Annotated in this window: 14 protein-coding genes; 1 reads left to right on the forward strand and 13 read right to left on the reverse strand. The window is 41.0% G+C overall.

Annotated features, from left to right (window positions below):
• Positions 1-101: 101 nt before the first annotated feature.
• From mscL to ACI2IW_RS05825, 3 genes are all read right to left on the reverse strand, one after another.
• Positions 102-557 carry a large conductance mechanosensitive channel protein MscL gene (gene mscL / locus ACI2IW_RS05815; protein ID WP_261870450.1) on the reverse strand — a complete coding sequence of 152 codons (456 nt, stop codon included), beginning with the start codon at positions 555-557 and terminating at the stop codon, positions 102-104.
• A gap of 280 nt (positions 558-837) precedes the next feature.
• Positions 838-2,688 carry a translational GTPase TypA gene (typA, locus tag ACI2IW_RS05820; RefSeq protein WP_057758402.1) on the reverse strand — a complete coding sequence of 617 codons (1,851 nt, stop codon included), beginning with the start codon at positions 2,686-2,688 and terminating at the stop codon, positions 838-840.
• 349 nt (positions 2,689-3,037) lie between these two features.
• Positions 3,038-4,312, reverse strand: a complete 1,275-nt coding sequence (locus ACI2IW_RS05825) for an OmpA family protein (protein WP_404693000.1) — start codon at positions 4,310-4,312, stop codon at positions 3,038-3,040.
• Positions 4,313-4,896: 584 nt separating this feature from the next.
• Here ACI2IW_RS05825 and ACI2IW_RS05830 point away from each other — a divergent pair.
• A complete protein-coding gene (locus tag ACI2IW_RS05830; protein ID WP_404693001.1) occupies positions 4,897-5,625 on the forward strand; it encodes a prepilin-type N-terminal cleavage/methylation domain-containing protein in 729 nt (242 codons plus the stop codon).
• A gap of 20 nt (positions 5,626-5,645) precedes the next feature.
• Here the strand turns inward: ACI2IW_RS05830 and ACI2IW_RS05835 are convergent, their stop codons facing one another.
• The 10 genes from ACI2IW_RS05835 to ACI2IW_RS05880 all read right to left on the reverse strand — a co-directional run bounded on the left by ACI2IW_RS05835 (position 5,646) and on the right by ACI2IW_RS05880 (position 19,071).
• On the reverse strand, positions 5,646-6,419 hold the full coding sequence (locus ACI2IW_RS05835) for a pyridoxine 5'-phosphate synthase (protein WP_404693002.1): 774 nt from the start codon (positions 6,417-6,419) through the stop codon (positions 5,646-5,648).
• Positions 6,420-6,486: 67 nt separating this feature from the next.
• On the reverse strand, positions 6,487-7,278 hold the full coding sequence (locus tag ACI2IW_RS05840; RefSeq protein WP_404693003.1) for a DNA repair protein RecO: 792 nt from the start codon (positions 7,276-7,278) through the stop codon (positions 6,487-6,489).
• A 63-nt stretch (positions 7,279-7,341) separates the two neighbouring features.
• Positions 7,342-8,457 carry a GTPase Era gene (gene era, locus ACI2IW_RS05845; RefSeq protein ID WP_404693004.1) on the reverse strand — a complete coding sequence of 372 codons (1,116 nt, stop codon included), beginning with the start codon at positions 8,455-8,457 and terminating at the stop codon, positions 7,342-7,344.
• 196 nt (positions 8,458-8,653) lie between these two features.
• Positions 8,654-9,451, reverse strand: a complete 798-nt coding sequence (gene rnc / locus ACI2IW_RS05850) for a ribonuclease III (RefSeq protein ID WP_057758394.1) — start codon at positions 9,449-9,451, stop codon at positions 8,654-8,656.
• Positions 9,452-9,553: 102 nt separating this feature from the next.
• A complete protein-coding gene (locus ACI2IW_RS05855) occupies positions 9,554-9,946 on the reverse strand; it encodes a DUF4845 domain-containing protein (protein ID WP_404693005.1) in 393 nt (130 codons plus the stop codon).
• 191 nt (positions 9,947-10,137) lie between these two features.
• The gene (lepB, locus tag ACI2IW_RS05860; protein WP_404693006.1) at positions 10,138-11,040 is read right to left on the reverse strand and encodes a signal peptidase I; all 903 of its coding nucleotides are present in this window, start codon (positions 11,038-11,040) and stop codon (positions 10,138-10,140) included.
• A 95-nt stretch (positions 11,041-11,135) separates the two neighbouring features.
• Positions 11,136-12,935 (reverse strand): translation elongation factor 4, encoded by a 1,800-nt coding sequence (lepA, locus tag ACI2IW_RS05865; protein WP_101204270.1) that lies wholly within the window; start codon positions 12,933-12,935, stop codon positions 11,136-11,138.
• Positions 12,936-13,298: 363 nt separating this feature from the next.
• A complete protein-coding gene (locus tag ACI2IW_RS05870) occupies positions 13,299-14,540 on the reverse strand; it encodes a capsule biosynthesis protein (RefSeq protein ID WP_404693007.1) in 1,242 nt (413 codons plus the stop codon).
• A gap of 145 nt (positions 14,541-14,685) precedes the next feature.
• Positions 14,686-17,223, reverse strand: coding sequence for a capsular polysaccharide biosynthesis protein (locus ACI2IW_RS05875; RefSeq protein WP_404693008.1), 2,538 nt, complete (start codon positions 17,221-17,223; stop codon positions 14,686-14,688).
• Between the two features lie 75 nt (positions 17,224-17,298).
• Complete coding sequence (locus ACI2IW_RS05880; protein WP_404693009.1) at positions 17,299-19,071, reverse strand: polysaccharide biosynthesis/export family protein; 1,773 nt, start codon at positions 19,069-19,071, stop codon at positions 17,299-17,301.
• Positions 19,072-19,103: the final 32 nt, after the last annotated feature.

Genomic DNA, 19,103 nt, shown 5'->3' on the forward strand with positions numbered 1-19,103 from the left:
GACGTCTGCTTTGAATCGCTTTATGATTATGTTTGATGATCGTATAAGCAGGCATTTAATCTAAATGGCAGTTACACAGAATCTGGGATGGTCTCAATAATTTATTTCGTAATACTAGTATTACTTAATTTGGCACTGATTTCGCGCAGCAACTTCACTTCTTCTGATGGCTCCTCTACTGCTTCTTCAATAACTTCCTCTACCTCTTCAGCACGGCGCATTTTATTGACACCTCTAACCATCATAAAGATGATGAAAGCTAAGATTAGGAAGTTAATAAGTACGGTAATAAAACTACCATAAGCCAATACAGGAACGCCTGCTTCTTTGAGCGCATCATAAGTCATAGCAATACCGTCAGGTGCATCGCCTAAAACTAAGAACATGTTTTCAAAATTAATTTCGCCGCCAAAAATAAAAGCGACAATAGGCATAATAATATCATCTACCAAAGATTTTGTGATGGTAGCAAAAGCCCCGCCGATGATGACACCGACTGCCAAATCCATCACATTACCTTTGACAGCGAACTCTCTAAACTCTGAAACCATACTCATTGTTTTTTCCTCAAAATTTATCTATAAGCAAATAGATATTTATATAATAAGTGTCACATCTAGCTTTCATGTTAATAATTGAATACATTAATGCCACTATTCATTCTGTCTGTATTTTTCCAAGATTACAACACAAAAAAAAGCAGTATAAAGTGAACCACTAATAGCTCACCTTATACTGCTCATTTTTGAATCACTCAGTGCCCGTAGAAACTACTGACACTAAGTGTTCGCGTCAAACATCAATACTATGAATTACTAAGTAACTCACTTATTGATATTAAGCACCTTTCTTACCACGGCCGTGACGCTTACGCTCACTTTCAGTTAAGTAGCGTTTACGAATACGTACCGCTTTTGGTGTTACTTCAACTAGCTCATCGTCTTGAATAAATTCAAGCGCTTGCTCAAGAGTGAACTTCACTGCTGGCGTCAACGTCAATGCTTCGTCAGTACCACTAGCACGTACGTTGGTTAGCTGTTTAGCAGTCGTTGGGTTAACAGTCATATCATCGTTACGAGAGTTAAGACCAACAATCATACCTTCATAAACTTCAAGCTGTGGCTCAGCAAACAACTTACCACGTTTCTGTAGGTTAAATAGAGCAAAACCTAGGCAAGTACCATTTGCCATAGAAACCAATACGCCGTTAGAACGACCACCAACATCACCAATCTTCTGTGGACCGTAATGTGAGAAGCTCGAGGTCATGATGCCACTACCTGAAGTCAGGGTTAGGAACTCAGAACGGAAACCGATCAAGCCACGCGCTGGTATGGTTGCCTCAATACGCATACGGCCTTTACCGTCTAGCTCCATGTTAGTCATCTCGCCTTTGCGTAGACCAACTTGCTCCATGATAGAACCTTGATGCTCTTCTTCGATATCGAAGACAACGTTTTCATACGGCTCTTGTAGCTTACCATCAACTTCTTTAACGATAACTTCTGGACCAGAAACACCTAGCTCAAAACCTTCACGGCGCATGTTTTCGATAAGTACTGATAAATGAAGCTCACCACGGCCTGATACTTTAAATTTGTCAGGAGACTCAGTGTCTTCTACACGCAATGCTACGTTATGAATCAACTCACGCTCAAGACGCTCACGAATGTTACGTGAAGTCACGAACTTACCTTCACGACCAGCAAATGGTGAATTGTTTACTTGGAAGTTCATAGATACTGTAGGTTGATCTACCGTTAGTGCTGGTAGTGCTTCAACGTTGTTAGGATCACAAATAGTATCAGAGATATTTAGCGCATCGATACCTGTGATACAAACGATATCACCGGCTTGTGCATCTTCAACGTCAATACGATCAAGACCATGGTAACCCATGATTTTTAGAATACGGCCGTTACGCGTCTTACCATGCTTATCAATAACAGTCACTGGCGTGTTAAGTTTAACTTTACCACGTTGAATACGACCAATACCGATTACACCAACAAAGCTGTTGTAGTCAAGGCTTGAGATTTGCATACGGAACGGAGCGTCAGCATCAACCTGTGGTGGCTGAACAACGTCAACGATAGTTTTGAACAATGGCGTCATATCATCAGCTAAATCATCTGCTTCTAGACCTGCAATACCATTCAATGCTGAAGCATAAACAACTGGAAAATCAAGCTGCTCATCGTTTGCACCTAGGTTGTCAAACAAATCAAAGATTTGATCCATTACCCAATCAGGACGTGAGCCAGGACGATCGATTTTGTTAATAACAACGATCGGCTTTAGACCTTGTTCGAATGCTTTTTGCGTCACAAAACGAGTCTGAGGCATTGGGCCATCAACAGCGTCAACAACCAAAAGTACGCAGTCAACCATAGACATTACACGCTCAACTTCACCACCGAAATCGGCGTGACCTGGGGTATCAACAATGTTGATACGGTATTCAGTTTCTGAAGTTTTATCTGTCCAGCGGATAGCTGTGTTTTTAGCCAAAATGGTAATACCACGTTCTTGCTCAATATCACCTGAGTCCATTGCACGCTCAGCAATGTTTGCACGGTCGCCAAAAGTACCAGACTGATGTAATAACTTATCAACCAAAGTTGTCTTACCGTGGTCAACGTGGGCAATAATTGCAATGTTACGCAGGTGTTTGATATCGTTCGCCATATAAAATGCTCGTTTCGTCTTAAAAAAATGCAGTAGCAGTAAGCGCTGCTGAATAAACTTTCATCATCAATCAGATAGATATTGAATCTAAGATGACGCAGAAAAGAATGCTATCAAATAAAAAAGTTCAATACAATCAAATATCTATACTGACGAATTCATCATACAGATTGCTATGCTAATGTACATACTGTTAATTTACAGAATGTTTGGGTGGCTAGTATAACATTATTGATTCATAAATTTATGTAATAACTCACTTTTCTCAATACATAAATAAAAAAAAGCCACCCATTGGGTGGCTTTTTTTGTAACTGTATATTTTACTATACGGTTATTTTGCTAATACTTACTGAACAACCATATCTTTAGTTTGTTCAACAGTCATTGTTTTGTCACCAGTGATGATGGCATAAACACGACGGTTCATAGCACGACCTTCTTCAGTGTCGTTTGAAGCGATTGGGTTGTTGTAACCATAGCCTACAGTTGATAGACGGTTTGGAGCGATACCGAATTCGTTAGTTAGCATAGATTTAACAGCAACGGCACGAGCTTCAGATAGACGTTGGTTATAACGTGCTGAAGGACCAGTCTTAGAAGCATGACCTTCTACACGAGCGGTAGAGTTAGGATACTCACGCATCTTCTCTGCTACTTTAGCGATTTCTGGCTTGTACTGGTTTTTGATAGCTGACTTGTCGTTATCAAAGAATACACGTAGTTCCATTTTCAGTTCGTCAGTAATGTCTACTGGTACTGGGCAACCGCGCTCATCAACTACAACGTTCATTGGAGTGCCTGGGCATGCATCGATACTATCAGGTACGCCATCACCGTCAGAATCAAGATCAGCTTCAACAACAACTACTGGAGTGTTGTCAACTACTGGCTCTTGCATAGGTGGTACTGCTACCGTAGGTGCTAGATGGCCACCTAGTACTACTTCTAGACCGGCCAAAGCCATGCCTTCCCACCAGTTGTTGTCAAAGTTATGAATCGCACGAGCTTCACCACGTAGGCTTAGTGCGTCATTGATGCGATACATAGCACCTAGACCTAGGTTACCGATAGTGTCTTTAGAGTTTGATACTTCAGTACCAGCAGCAACTACTTCGTTATCAGAATTAGTGTATTGCTCTTGGTTTTCTACTTTAATCTTAGACTGACCAGCACCTATTAGTACATATGGCTTAAGTGCGCTATCAGTATAACCAGTGAATTCTTCAGTACCGATCAAGAAGTTACCAGAAATCATTTCTTGTTCGATATCAAAGCGGTTAGCGCCAGACTTCGCTGAATCTTCAGAAGCTTCACCATTAGCATCAGATACACCATATTCTACTTGGAACTGAGTAGAAGGAGTAAGTTCGATACCTAGTGCTGCACCAGTGTATAAGCTACTTTCTTTAGCTACGCCACCGTTGTCGTTACCGGCACGATCTGTATTGTTTTGCAGGTTCTTACCAGTGGTAAGAACTTCACGCTGTTTGTCAGAGGTATCACTGAATTCTTCAGTCATGTGATAACCAAGTAACAATGGGCTGATAGTAACGCCAGCATTAGCTGCCATCGGTGCAGCCGCTACAGCAACAAGGGCTAGAGCTATTTTATTCAATTTCATGGACTTCCTCCAAAGGATAATTTTAGTGATGCATTAAGCAAAACCGATTCTCAAGACGTACTAAGATAGATATCTCTTACGCATTTTAAGTTACAAAGCAAAACCAATTAAGGAGTAGCTTAGCGATTATTAATTCAGTTTACAACTTTTTTCGTTAACGAGCTACACATTATTACACGATAATGTTGTAACCAAAACACAATAAACAGTCTAAGTTACCCAGAACTAACACACCTTACGCTTCTTATCTTTTACATCTTAGTTTGCGATAGATGAATAGTCCATTGATAGCTATTTTCTTGAAGCATTTTATTACAATTAGAATTTTTTCTCTATTGCTAATGTCGTTCTTTCACTAATTGAAACATTTTTTGACAGTCGCTATATATTACATATATATTGTAAAAAACCAATATTCTTCTGAAAATCAAATGATTAGGTGTTGTATGTGTTTTATATACAGTGGAATAAGAGAAAGTCTAAGGAATTTGGACAATTGGTTTGCTTAAGAGATAGTCAACACAAGGATGTGTGAGACGTTGTTTTTTACTTGAATGACAAATAGCTATAGGATGTAGCGCATTATGAACTTACTTAACAAGGTATTGGCCAGTTATAGAAGAATATTCATTTTTGTTCCTTACATATCTATTCACAAAAAAGGCAAATATAGAGTTGAGAAGCTTTTAACTACTGTAGCTAGGTTATTCAATAAACTGTTGAAGTTAGTCAGTTATAGGAAATTATCCCTTCAGAATAATAATATTCTCAGTGCTAAGCAATCAAACGGCTTTACTCTCGTTGAGCTAACTGTGACGACAATGGTATTGGGGATTATTGTAGCTATTGCAGCGCCAAGCATCTTAACGCACTTAGCACGAATGGAAGCCCAACGCGTCAAGCATCAACTAGAGAACACCTTATCCTTAGCAAAGGCCGAAAGTTATATAAGTCGGCAGGATGTCTTGGTTTGTTTATCGAATGATGCACAGCAGTGCCATAGGAATAGTGATAAAACACTTCTGCTATTCATAGATAAAAATAACAATAAGCATTTTGATTCTAAAGTAGATACCTTATTAACTCAGCAATCTTTAAACCTAAGATATAGTACAGTGAAATTAAGAGTTGGCGGTAGGCGTCACTATACTAAATTTTGGGGTGATAGCGGCAGACCGCGAGGACACTTCGGCCATATAAAATACTGCCCTACCTCTTCTTATAACAAGTCAATGTACCAAATCTCTTTTAACCAATCCGGCATCGTCAAACATAAACTTAATGCAGACCACCCTACGAAATGTAATGGGTAATAGATGCCGTATATGCAAACCTATTTATACATGGCCTCTTTCATCATTGCCACAGCGCTTTCTAACCCTACAAACACCGCATCTGCAATAAGTGCGTGACCAATATTCAACTCATATATACCATCAATCTTTGCAATGGCATTCACATTGTCACACGTTAAGCCATGACCTGCGTTAATAAGCAATTTATCATCTAGGCTCTGTGCTGTAACTACTGCATGTTCGATTCTTTTAAGTTCAGCTAACTGTGCGGCAGTATCATTTGCTAAACCTGCTTCAGCATAAGCACCCGTATGCAACTCTATTGCGTCTGCACCACACTCTATCGCGGCTGCAATCTGCTTGTCATCAGGATCAATAAACAAAGAAACCTTAATATTAGAAGCTTGCAGTTTATGAATATACTTTTTTAGATATATGACTTGCCCTGCAACGTCAAGACCACCTTCTGTCGTTAACTCTGCCCGCTTTTCAGGTACTAGACATACCCAAAAAGGTTTAACTTCGCAGGCAATGGCAAGCATCTCATCCGTTGCAGCCATCTCTAGGTTCATTCTCGTCGACAACTGCCCTGCCATTTCATAAACATCAGCATCTTGTATATGACGACGATCTTCACGTAAATGTATAGTGATACCATCTGCCCCTGCCTTTTCGCACAGCAATGCAGCAACTAGAGGACTTGGATAACTCACACCGCGCGCTTGACGCAATGTTGCCACGTGATCAATATTCACGCCTAACAAAGGTTTTTTTGAATTGCTTTCAGATGAGGTAGATACAGAGATACTCATAAAAAATCCTTTGGACAATTAAGCCTAACTTATATAGTTGATACTACGATGATATTTGAGAATGCAGTTATTGATAGCGCTGCTGCTGCTGCCATAACAGACGGCTTTGGAGCGGCTGATAGTCAAGCAAATGATCAATAAGATGTCGATGTAGTTTTGACCAATGGTTCAACGTCTGCTCAGTAATCCCTAAGCGTGCCATTTCTATAATATCCGCACCCTTAAAAACAGTCTGTCCAGACTCACTGGTTAAATGCTCAGACTCTTCATTATGTACCAATACAGGGAGTAAACCTACATCCGGTAAAAAGCGGTAAGTACAATCAGACTCGATAGGGTCTTCAACGTTGTCATGCGTTAACGTTAAAGTGAATCCTAATTCGGTAAATAGATACTGTTCAAACTGACGTAGACAGAGACGAAGCTCGCTATTACTTAAGGGCTGCTTGAGTTGTTGTAGACTGCTTTGATAATGCTGCCACAATATTGGCATTGGGTCTTCAGTAGGTAACAGCCGCCACAGAATCTCGTTTATATATAGTGCGGCATACTGATGTTGACCGCTGATATTAGCGTAAGGTACGGCTTCTAAGACAGCAGGTGCACTATCTTTTTGAACACCTTCTTTTTGAACACTGTCAGCTTGAGTTGTATCTTGCGAGGCAATATTAATTTGACTAAAGGTTTTTAGGTCGCGTTTACCAGTAGCAAAAAGTTGCAATGGCATAAATAGTGGCGCGCCTTTTTTCCCAACACCATGTATCACACCATGTTGTTGAGAAAAAAGATAATACAAAGCGCGCTTTTCTTGATAAGGACGCTGATGCAATAAATACCCGACGAGCGCTTCATTACGCATTTTTTATTACCTAAATAGCTAAAAGGCAGATAGTGCTTTTGAAGCGTTCGTTCTTAACCGCTATCAATAGCCCAAACTGGTCAACGCACGCTCGTCATCAGACCAGCCACGTTTCACTTTGACCCACAAAGTTAACATGATTTTCTTACCAAACAACTGCTCCATATCTTTACGGGCATCCATACCAACTTGTTTGATACGCTGGCCTTTATCACCGATAACGATGGCTTTTTGACCACCACGTTCAACATAGATAGTCGCATCGATGAAAGTACAAGCTTTGCGCGGACGCCCTGTTTTTGGATCAGTATGTGCAGGTTCGTCTTTAAACTCATCAATCTGTACGGTTAAATCATATGGTACTTCATCACCCGCACTACGCATGATTTTTTCGCGAATGATTTCACTGGCCAAAAATCGCTCAGAGCGATCTGTGATTTGCTCTGTATCATAAATAGGCGCAGCAACTGGTAAATGTGAGGCAATCACTTCTTGCAAACGATCTAAGTTTTGATTTTTTAGTGCAGATACAGGAACGATATCTGCAAAATCGAAACTATCGTTGAAAGTTTCGATAAGTGGTAGCACGCTGCCTTTATCTTTTAGAGTGTCTGACTTATTGATAACCAATACGACCGTTAGATTGGTCTCGCCAAGCTTTTGCAAGGTCAATAAATCATCGTCACGCCATTGATCTGAATCGACAACAAACAGTACTAAATCTACATCTACTAACGCCGATACCGCCGCTTTATTCATACGTTCGTTAATAGCACGTACTTCGTTACGGTGAATACCTGGTGTATCAACAAACACCGCTTGCATTTCATGGTTTGACAAAATGCCATGAATACGATGACGGGTAGTTTGTGGTTTGCGTGAAGTAATAGACAGCTTTTGACCTAATAAGTGATTCATCAAAGTTGACTTGCCCACATTTGGTCGTCCAACAATGGCCACATAACCTGCTCTAAAATCATCAGCCATACGAGCATTGCCACTTGGCGCAAAAAATTCTTCAATAGCCACATCATTGTCTAATGCAATACCTTCTGCATCAATACCATGAATCTCTTCAGTAACTTCGATATTATTTTGGTTTAAATTAATATCTGTATTCTCACCCAAATTTTGGGTGCTGTCTTCATTGTTTGATGGCAAATCAGTATGATTGCTCATAAGTTAATCCTATAGGGTTTGTGACTAGCCGAACAGTCTTTGATGGTAAGTTTATTTAGTCCCCATTAAAAACGGGCTACAAACATTTAAAGTTTTAAAATAAATAATATGTGAGGTAGTTTTAATGTATGTTTTGCAAGCTATAAACCAATCTAAGCTAATATTCTGCATCTAAAAATGCATTAATAGACATCGGCTATACACGTTTTTTGGCAGATCCTGGCAATTTATGTAATTGGTTAATCATAAGCTCAGCTGCTTTTTGTTCAGCAATACGGCGGCTCTCACCAGATTCAGTAATATCAGGACAGTTATTGATATTAACATGGCAACGTACAACGAAAATTTGATGCGGTGCATTACCACGCGTTTCCATGAGTTCGTAGTTGGGCAAGTCAAACTGCTTCGATTGTAGCCACTCTTGCAGCCGACTCTTGGCGTCCTTCAGCGCTTTTTGATCATTGACATTATCAATCAGATCACCATACCAAGAGAGAACACATTTACGAGTAATATCCATATCCTGACTGTCTAAATAGATAGCACCAATCAGAGACTCTACGGCATCGGCCAGTATAGACGCACGATTGCGACCGCCACCTTTGCGCTCACCTACTCCTAATATAAGATGGTTAGACAGCTCTAAGTTTTGAGCGATAATAACCAATGATTCTTGGCGCACCAATGTCGCACGCATACGCGTTAAGCGTCCTTCATTTTGACTAGGATAACGATGATATAAAGCTTCACCCACAATCATCCCTAAAAGTGCATCACCTAAAAACTCTAGGCGCTCATAGTTTTTTTTGCTATCAAATGAGCGATGCGTTAACGCAAGTTTAGGTAGGCTCAAGTCATTGAACTCATAGCCTAACTTACGCGTTAATACTGCTAACCGCTGAATAAATTCTGAGCTAACAACAAGCGTGTCAACAGACGTACTATTTTTTTGGGAAGTAGGAACCGCTTGGGAATGGTGCGAAGTTGGTTTCATGCGTGGTTTATGGTTATCCCTTCTGCTTGACAGATTTAGTTTAATAATATTATTTGATATATTTTATAAAATAATGAAAGCGCTATGTCGTACTATGATGGCTTACTCTGCTGTCGCCATCTCGATGTTACCTTCGAAACGGTTTACGATGTCGACATTGCTAAAAAAGTTATTAGTTACTGCATATTCTTTATAGATAGCCAACTGACCTGTTTTTTTATCAGTAAAGGTAAATACGTCTTCCGCTTTAGTATCGTAATCTGCGTTAATTGATAACTGTTTGTTGACACGTTCAACAAACTGCTTGGATGTTTCGTTATTACTATTGGCTTCTTTTAGCTGTGCACTTAACACCTTGGTTAATTGATAGTCTCCAATCTGAGCCGGTACGATAGCTACTGTCAACTTAGTCGCAATACCCAAAAGTATAATAATAAGAACAACATTTGTCACACTGGCGCCGCGCTGCATAGCCAAACCAGATAATTGCTGCATTATGATATCCTTCTAAAGATAAACAACTATTTCGAATAAGTGTATAAATAATAAATAGCTATTAATTATTTAGCAACGATATTAGCATAAAACCATTATCAACCAATCAACCAATCAACCAATCAACTAACCAACTAACCAACTAACCAACTAACCAACTAACCAACTAACCACTAGACAATCATATTGCCTTAATTGATAGTACCATTACGTTCAAAGGTCGGTAGGTTAAGACCAGGTGGTTTATGCATCCAAATATAAACTGCCTTACCTGCTAGGTTTTCATCAGGAACGAATCCCCAAAATCTACCGTCTGCACTGCGATCTCGGTTATCACCCATTACAAAATACTGACCTTCTGGCACTCTAATGCGCCACTCAGTACCTTCTGACTCAACCACTTCTGACGATTGTTGCTGCAAAAATGGCGCGTACTGTGAACTGTTTATACCGTCTAAATAGCGTACGAGGTGCTTATTGTCACCTTGTACTTCTTCAAAATATTGTGCAGCATCTTCTTCTTGCTGACCCATTGCAGAAGCACTCTCTTCCGTCAGCACTTGACCTGGACCAACCTGGCCTGGTAAGTATAGCTGTGAAGTCAACTCAGCATTTGCCGCGAAATCTACAGACTTAGTCTCAACAGGTACATCATTGATAGATAACGTGCCTTGACTGTAGCTTACGGTGTCACCAGGCAAACCGATAACGCGTTTAATATAATAAATGCTCGGGTTTTCAGGATAGCGAAACACTGCCACATCACCATGCTCAGGTTCACCAGTATCTAGCACCTTATTGTAAGTTAACGGCAGGCGCACGCCATATGCATACTTATTGACAGCAATAAAGTCACCCGTATATAGCGTAGGCACCATAGAAGATGATGGAATATTAAATGGCTCAATTAAAAATGAGCGTACTATCAATACCACTGCTAACACAGGAAAAAAGTCATAAGCCCAGCGCACTAGTAAGCCTTCTTGACCTCGACCACGAGTTTTACGCTGTTTGAGCGCTAGCTTATCTAACAGCCAAACAATTCCTAGGACTATAGTTAACGGCACTAAAATTAAATTAAAATCAAAATCCATACCAAATTGCCTATTAACGAGCGGCTTATCTAACACCTTTACGATAAGACTCACTACATTTGACTGTTATCTACAATGACTATCTTAGGTTACGTTTAGCTATCAACTTGCAACACAGCTAAGAAGGCTTCTTGTGGAATTTCCACGTTACCTACTTGCTTCATACGTTTTTTACCAGCCTTTTGCTTAGACAATAGCTTTTTCTTACGTGACACATCGCCGCCATAGCATTTTGCTAATACGTCTTTACGCATAGCTTTTACCGTACTACGACCAATGATTTGGCTACCGATAGCCGCTTGAATGGCGACATCAAACATTTGACGTGGAATCAACTCTTTCATCTTAGTAACTAGGGCATTACCACGATAACGTGATTGGGTTTCGTGCACGATCATCGCTAAGGCATCGACTTTATCGCCATTGATTAGTACATCAACTCTCACCAGCTTATCGGCTTGATAGCGCTCAAAGTTATAGTCTAGTGACGCAAAACCACGTGAGACCGACTTTAGGCGATCAAAGAAATCCATGACCACTTCGCCCATTGGGATATCGAATATAAGCTGTACTTGGCGACCCATAAAACGCATATCAACCTGAACGCCGCGACGCTCAATACATAGCGTCATCACATTGCCTAAGAATTCTTGCGGTACTAAAATCTGACAGCGTGCAATTGGCTCACGGAATTCTTCTATGTTGTTTGGCTCAGGTAGATGTGATGGATTATCTACATAAATTACATCACCATTCTTTTTCTCAATTTCATAAATAACTGAGGGCGCCGTAGTAATCAAATCTAAATCATATTCACGCTCTAAACGCTCTTGGATAATTTCCATGTGCAGCATACCCAAGAAGCCACAGCGGAAACCGAAGCCAAGCGCATCCGACGTATCTGGCTCAAAAAACAGTGACGCATCGTTAATTTGCAGTTTTTGCAAAGCTTCACGGAATTTTTCAAAATCACTCGAATCTACTGGGAACATACCAGAATAGACTTGTGGCGTGACTTGTTTAAAGCCTGGGATACGGTCGACATCAGGGGTTTTAGCATGAGTGATCGTGTCGCCTACTGGTGCTCCGGCAATATCCTTAATACCCGCAATAACAAAGCCGACTTCCCCTGCCTCTAAAACACCCGTATCTACAGGTTTAGGGGTAAAGACACCAATCGAGCCAACTAGATGTGCCTCTTGAGTCGATTTGATGTATAACTTGTCACCTTTACGTATAGTACCTTCACGCACCCGTACCAATGAAACCACGCCCAAATAATTATCGAACCAAGAGTCAATAATTAGCGCTTGGAGTGGTGCTTCACGGTCACCAGTTGGTGCCGGAATAAACTCCACCAATGCTTCTAGCAGCTTATCAACACCAAGACCAGATTTGGCTGATACACGCGGTGCGTCAACGGCATCGATACCGATAATATCTTCAATTTCTTGAATGACGCGTTCAGGCTCAACTTGTGGCAAGTCAATTTTATTTAAGACCGCCATGACTTCTAAGCCTTGATCAACGGCTGTGTAGCAATTGGCTACTGACTGCGCTTCTACGCCTTGAGCGGCATCGACAACCAATAGCGCACCTTCACAAGCTGCTAATGAACGCGACACTTCATATGAAAAATCGACGTGACCAGGGGTATCAATAAAGTTAAGCTGATAGCGCTCACCATTTGGATGATCATAAAACAGTGTTACTGACTGTGCTTTAATAGTGATACCGCGCTCACGCTCAATATCCATTGAGTCGAGCACCTGCGCCTGCATCTCGCGATCTTGCAAGGCACCGCACATTTGAATAAAACGATCGGCAAGGGTCGACTTACCGTGATCAATGTGGGCAATGATTGAAAAGTTACGAATATTGGCTAATGCAGTCACAAAGCGCCTACTAAATTAAGGGTGATAGAATAATAAAACTAAAAAATAAATATTGTCAGATGCAATTGATAAGATGCTTGTACTTCTTTGAAGGTTAACCGTTATAACAAGTCGATTTGGCTAATACTACCGTCTAAAATCCATAGCCAAGCACATTAACTCTTATGGGCAGACATAAAAGAGTATTCTAGCAGTTTTCCACTGCAAAGTAAGGCGATTTTGTTAGAAGAGATGTGACTTACAGATGAAATGACAAGCTAAAAAAGGATAACGCAACAATCTTTACACTTGTTGAACTTCATTTCTTTATATAGATACCATTATAGTTACTATGACTTCTTAGAAAGAAAAGAAAATAAATGACTAGGGTAAATTTATTTTAGACATATCTACATCTGTCGTTTCGCTGCCAGTTTGGCACAAATATTTATACATCCATGGTGACCTGCCATAAAAAGCACCATTTATTTGAGTTTGCTCTATCAGGTACTCACGAAATCTCAAATAAAATTCATTATCTGGGCCCTTAGGCTGCTGCCAAAAATCATCAAGCGGCTTTTGATCTGTTAGCTTAGGAATATTATAAATTGCACGACCCATAACCTTAGTGGGTTTCTTATGATAAACCGACTGCAAGCCTGTTGTACTGTTAATAGTCACCATGCCAATACTATATTTCATCAAAGTTGGCAGGTGCATATCACAACCATAGAAAACACGATGAGACACTTGATAGCGCTCAGCTAGGCTAGCTACCAGCTCCCGATAGTCTCTATGACCACGATCTAATGGATGATGCTTAAACACGAGTAACTGTTCTTGCTTAGCAAATTTTGCAAAGCTTGCGATAGACTCGTCAATGAACTGTACCACATCACGATAATCACTATGATGGGTAATCTGTGAGTCATTATGTACTTGTAAACTGATCAAAAAGTAATTGTTACTTTCTTGCTTGGTCAGTCTATTTTGCAAGTGCTTGTCTGGTAAATACCCTCGTAGCTTCCGCCACGGTGCCTTTAACCAAGCGATAGCCTCTTGCCAAGCGGTCATACCACGATAATGCGAATAATGTGGATAACGGCTTTTATAAAGCCAAGCAATAATGTAATAGACGATAGCTGCGATACTTAGCCGATAAAATCGATTATGTGTGTATAGAGGTTGATCATTGGCTTTCTTAAGCGCTTTAATCTCAGCAGTGTTTAGGCGTGAATAACCGTTGATTCCATGTTCTTGCAAGGTAATATAATCAGGACGCAAGTACCCCTCTTCAAAGACAAAGAATGAAATACCCAGCTTCTCACTAACACACGCTGCTTGAGTATGATGCGGTCGACAATCGCCAAAGCACACAATCGCATCAATGGCATTTTCTTTAATGAACGCCTGCAACCAAGAGGAAAATTGCGCTAATGTATTGGTATATTCGTAGGTATTGTCGTGATGGTAAAAAAAGGCATCGCCTGCATTAAAATTGATTTTACTTACTTTAATATCTTGAGTTTGCAAAAATGACGAAAAGCGATTAAAAAACCCACCCATTTTCCCTTGTAGTAGCAAGACGTGTCGATGAGTAAGCAAGTGAGACATCGAAGCTGCCATAATACAGGGCTACCATTAAATGAGAAAATAAGAAATAAAAATGAGAAAGGTCGTACAACCGTGTAAAAACACATAGCGTAAAATTGATTATACCGAAAAAGCACCTATTTGTCGCAATGCAATTATATGGTGCTACTCTAATAAATCAACGAGACGTTTTACGCAGTTTCTGTTGCCATCGATGACGTTGCTGCATAAAACGTGTAGTCGCGTGACGTCTTAACTTTGTAGATAAAGACGAGGTCACAGTCTTAAATGAACTATTTAAAGTACTAGCCATTTCAGACTGCGATTTTTCACTATTCTCAAGCAGCTGTAAATCTTTAGGAGGATACAAATAATCGATCACCTGCTCTACTTGTGCTAGCCCATAGCCATCAGGTAGACGATACAGTGGGTAACATATAAGCGCGCCATATATTAGCTGTTCAAGAGACAAAGACATGTCTCGTTGACGTCTTTTTAGGTAGGTAGCTTTCGGTAATGACTTCTCGTCAATATCTGTGGTCAATCCCCAACCTGCATAAAACGGCAATCCATAGCAGGTGACGTCCAATCCACGCAGCAACGCTTCAAAACCAGTCAGTGAGCTGATCGTATGAACCTCATCCACCCATTCTAAACAATCAGGCATTGCAGTCTCGTAGGCAACCGCTTGAACTTGTCGTAGATGAGCTTCTGATACTTTACCTGCTCGCAGTCCCGCTTCAACATCAGGATGCGGCTTATAAATCAAATAAGCGTCTGGGTTATCTTGTCGTACACGTTCGATCAAACCACTGTTTGTCTTTATTATGGAGCCGCAGTACTGTACTGACAAATCGTCCTCTACCTGACCGATAATAAGAACGCGTCGTCTCCCAGATATTTTGGCATCCTGCATCCACGAGTTATTTTGAATACTAGAAACATCTATACCAACCCCAACATTGTATTTACTTACCCGCTGATTCAGCAGTTTGTCTTGCAGTTTGTTTACGCGAAGACGCTGTCCAGAACTTAATGGCTGACAATTTTGCAGCAATGTTTCTAAGTCTGAAGGCTGGGTCGCATCGTAATAAATACCTTGTTTATCTATGACAACAGACAGTGGCGCCAGTAAAGTAGCACCTAAACCATTTGATCGGATAAAACCATCTTCCATACAATAAATAGCTGGCATATCCGAGCTTTGTTCAGCAAGTTTACTCTGTAGCTTCTTCTGTACTTGCTGACGTTTGGCCAAACCCCATACCAGTAAAGGCTGGCTGAAATTGACACGGAAATGGTCTGGATGTAGAAGATTTTTTAGACGCGGTTTTGGTTTAACGAATAATGTCGTACGTGGTAGGTCCGTGAAAGCTTTGACAAATGGCAGCTTCCAACGACTAAATTCATATACCGTTAAATCGCCTTCAAGACGCGCTTGCCACCGCCGATTGGTCACCAACCACTCAATGGCTGTATCGATATCACAAGCTTGTTTCGTTGCTGGATCTACATAACGACTGTAATCAATATAAGCACTATAAAATAATGTTTCTAATGACGTTTCAATCGTCTTATGTGACGTGGCAGGAAACACTGCTGAGTTTGACAAATCTCTGTTATTGAGGAATATCTCAGCTGATTCTAAACGACGTTTGTGAACTGATTTAAATAGGTTTTTAGGTGCGTTAGTATCATTGGTCAGCCCCCAGCCACTGTACCAGCTGACCCCGAAGCAATGTACTCTTTTACCTAGCATTAATGCTTCAAAGCCCATATGTGAGCTGACGGTATAGACATCACTTACTTGTTTAAGCAGTTCAATAGGATTGAGAGACTCTGTTAATAACCTAACGTTTTTAGGTAGTCTTAAGTTGGATAAATAGCCTAATTTTGACGCAGGATGAGCCTTTATCCAAATATGGGCGTTAGGATGGTTGCGACATGCAGATTTTAGCATTTTCTTAAATTGACGTTTATTCGCACCAGCACCTTTAACAGAGGCATCGCCCGCTACTTGGTCAATCAACAGGATATGTGATTGTGAAGCGTTTTCTTTTTCGTTAATATTTTCTTCATTAATCAATTTATCCAACGACGGACAATCGATTATGGAATTATATTTACTCAGTTTTTCTTCGCATATACGTGCCATCAGATGACGAGCACGTGCCTCGCCTGCTGCGCGATTACTGCTAGCACTGCCTGCTGCGCGATTACTGCTAGCACTGCCTGCTGCGCGATTACTGCTAGCACTCTTGGTACGCTCAACAATCAACTGCTCGAGGCGTGAGTGGTGCGTCATGTCAAAGTAGATGCCAATGTCATCGACAACCACGCTTAAGCCATGGCGACTACTAATACCTGAATCCAATGAACGCAAAAATCCATCTTCGATACTTAAGGTATTCACGTCCTGACGAGTGGCAGCTTTATCAGCTCGTTGAAAGCTTTTCTTATGCCCCCATCCAATAAATGCCTCAGGTTGTGGTTTTTTCTTGCGATTTACTACACTTTGCTGCAAACCTGACCACGGATACCAGCGCTGGATATCAGCTTGCAACACTTGCGAGAGTAGCAAGTTATTGCGACACATACCTTTACCAACTACTGCCAGTTGCTTTGGTGATTGGTACTGTGACGATGGCGAAAGTAGCGCATGATCAGAGGTAGACACATCAGATACCTTGACTTCATTCGCTACTTCTTTTGCCATATCTTTGATACCTTTACTTATTAGTTTTGGTTAAATTCGTTCAGCCGACATCGTTAAGTCATGACCAGCTAACCGTTATAGATCTAAAACAACCTTGGCAGCAATTGCTAACTGATAAACAATCTGTGATAGACCGCGCGCAATCTCCACACGCTTAGTTTTAACTTTTGGTAATACCATAATTTCGTCACCCTGCTGGATACGATACGCAGTATTGACCACTTGGCTCGCCCCATTTTGATGAATAATTAAGATATCTTTTGTATCGGCGTTATCAGAGAAACCACCAGAATTAGCCACATAATCGCCAACGGTATAGTCTGGATTAAAGGTAAGTGCCCCTTGTGCTCGTACTTGACCATTGACTGTAATGACTGACGTTTGTGCTGGTATTTCAATGATGTCGCCTTGTTGCAAAATGATGTCCTGCCACGAATTTGGCACAACGACGATTTGACCATCCGTCTGAACATTACGAGCTTTAGCGACGAACTGTTTAACCAATGCTGCATCATCTTGACGCAATGCGGCTTCTTCACGAGTCGTTGACTGGGTAGCAAGCGTTAGCTCTTCTAGACGGTCGAGCGATTCGTTAATCATACGTTTTTGTTGCTCAGCAACAGATTCACGATAGATGGTTAGATGCGTTAATTTTGCCAGCGGACTTGGCTGTAATTGTGGCACGATATCTTTTAGACGCGCACCATATGGCACAACCATTGCGCCATTACCAGTATGTGCACCTTTTACCTGCACAGCGATGGTGCCTGCGTAACGATCTGATGTTACTACCATTTGGTCGCCGTTATAGACAGGAACGTTTTGGGCTTCACTTAATGAGTAGTACTCTGCCGTTTGTGCACGTCCTGCACTGCGAGTGATACTGACATTAGTAGCATTGGCTGCCGGATTAGACACTTGCAACACATCACCAATAGTCAGATCATTCACATCAAACTCAAAGGTATATTCGTTTTGAACTTGACCGCTTACCACAAATGTCTTTTTCTGCGGTGCCACGGTGATGACATCACCATCACGGAATGAAAATGCCTGTAATTTACCTGCTAGCAAAAAGTCATATAAATTGACTTGCTGTAGCATTTGACCGTTACGTTTGATTTGAATGTCGATATAACTACCGCGCGTTGGGTCAACGCCGCCTGCTCTATCTAAATAAGACAATACCGAGTCTGCTGCTAGACCACCGTAATAGCCTGGCTGCTTAACAAAACCTGTGACGAATACTTTAACTGGCTGCGCCTGCTCTAATGAAGCATAAACCCCTACATTCGAGCGATAAATACGACTAACAGCATTTTTGACCACGTTTTGTAAGCTGCCATTTTGCACACCAGAGACGCGAACTGGTCCAACGTTCGGTAAGAAAATATTACCTTGTGGATCGACGGTCATGGTAGCAGCATATTGGTAAGCGCCCCACATTCTTACTTGGACGTTATCACCAGGGTTAATCACATAGCTGTCATTAAAGGTAGAGCCTGAAGTCGTCGAAAATGCTCCACGGAATAATTGCTCACCGAACATCATATCTTGAGTTTTAATATCTTGATAAGGACGCGTGGTATTAATGACCGACTGGCTTGGTAAGCTCGCTGCATTGACCGCTTCTTGAGTCGTTGCTTGCCCTGGCACTGCCCCAGCAAATGCTTGGGTAGACACGTTAATATTGCTCTGGTTCTGAGATTGACTCATGTTATTGCTGCTTGTACCAAAGCCCGAACCTGATATTTGATCTGCATAACTGCTTGCAGCTATTGCAGACATACTAGTCGCCGCCATTGCCAAGCTTGTCGCTATCACGATAGAACGTGGTTTCATATTCATGAGTTATATTCCTTTCCTGATCTATCGATCAT

The sequence above is a fragment of the Psychrobacter sp. NPDC078501 genome, from assembly GCF_044900935.1.
In the GTDB taxonomy this organism is placed as follows: domain Bacteria; phylum Pseudomonadota; class Gammaproteobacteria; order Pseudomonadales; family Moraxellaceae; genus Psychrobacter.

What these genes read in the sequence shown, in the direction of transcription:
- mscL (WP_261870450.1), bottom strand. Translation starts at nt 557, where the DNA reads ATGAGTATGGTTTCAGAGTTTAGAGAGTTCGCTGTCAAAGGTAATGTG.
- typA (WP_057758402.1), bottom strand. Translation starts at nt 2,688, where the DNA reads ATGGCGAACGATATCAAACACCTGCGTAACATTGCAATTATTGCCCAC.
- ACI2IW_RS05825 (WP_404693000.1), bottom strand. Translation starts at nt 4,312, where the DNA reads ATGAAATTGAATAAAATAGCTCTAGCCCTTGTTGCTGTAGCGGCTGCA.
- ACI2IW_RS05830 (WP_404693001.1), top strand. Translation starts at nt 4,897, where the DNA reads ATGAACTTACTTAACAAGGTATTGGCCAGTTATAGAAGAATATTCATT.
- ACI2IW_RS05835 (WP_404693002.1), bottom strand. Translation starts at nt 6,419, where the DNA reads ATGAGTATCTCTGTATCTACCTCATCTGAAAGCAATTCAAAAAAACCT.
- ACI2IW_RS05840 (WP_404693003.1), bottom strand. Translation starts at nt 7,278, where the DNA reads ATGCGTAATGAAGCGCTCGTCGGGTATTTATTGCATCAGCGTCCTTAT.
- era (WP_404693004.1), bottom strand. Translation starts at nt 8,457, where the DNA reads ATGAGCAATCATACTGATTTGCCATCAAACAATGAAGACAGCACCCAA.
- rnc (WP_057758394.1), bottom strand. Translation starts at nt 9,451, where the DNA reads ATGAAACCAACTTCGCACCATTCCCAAGCGGTTCCTACTTCCCAAAAA.
- ACI2IW_RS05855 (WP_404693005.1), bottom strand. Translation starts at nt 9,946, where the DNA reads ATGCAGCAATTATCTGGTTTGGCTATGCAGCGCGGCGCCAGTGTGACA.
- lepB (WP_404693006.1), bottom strand. Translation starts at nt 11,040, where the DNA reads ATGGATTTTGATTTTAATTTAATTTTAGTGCCGTTAACTATAGTCCTA.
- ACI2IW_RS05870 (WP_404693007.1), bottom strand. Translation starts at nt 14,540, where the DNA reads ATGGCAGCTTCGATGTCTCACTTGCTTACTCATCGACACGTCTTGCTA.
- ACI2IW_RS05875 (WP_404693008.1), bottom strand. Translation starts at nt 17,223, where the DNA reads ATGGCAAAAGAAGTAGCGAATGAAGTCAAGGTATCTGATGTGTCTACC.
- ACI2IW_RS05880 (WP_404693009.1), bottom strand. Translation starts at nt 19,071, where the DNA reads ATGAATATGAAACCACGTTCTATCGTGATAGCGACAAGCTTGGCAATG.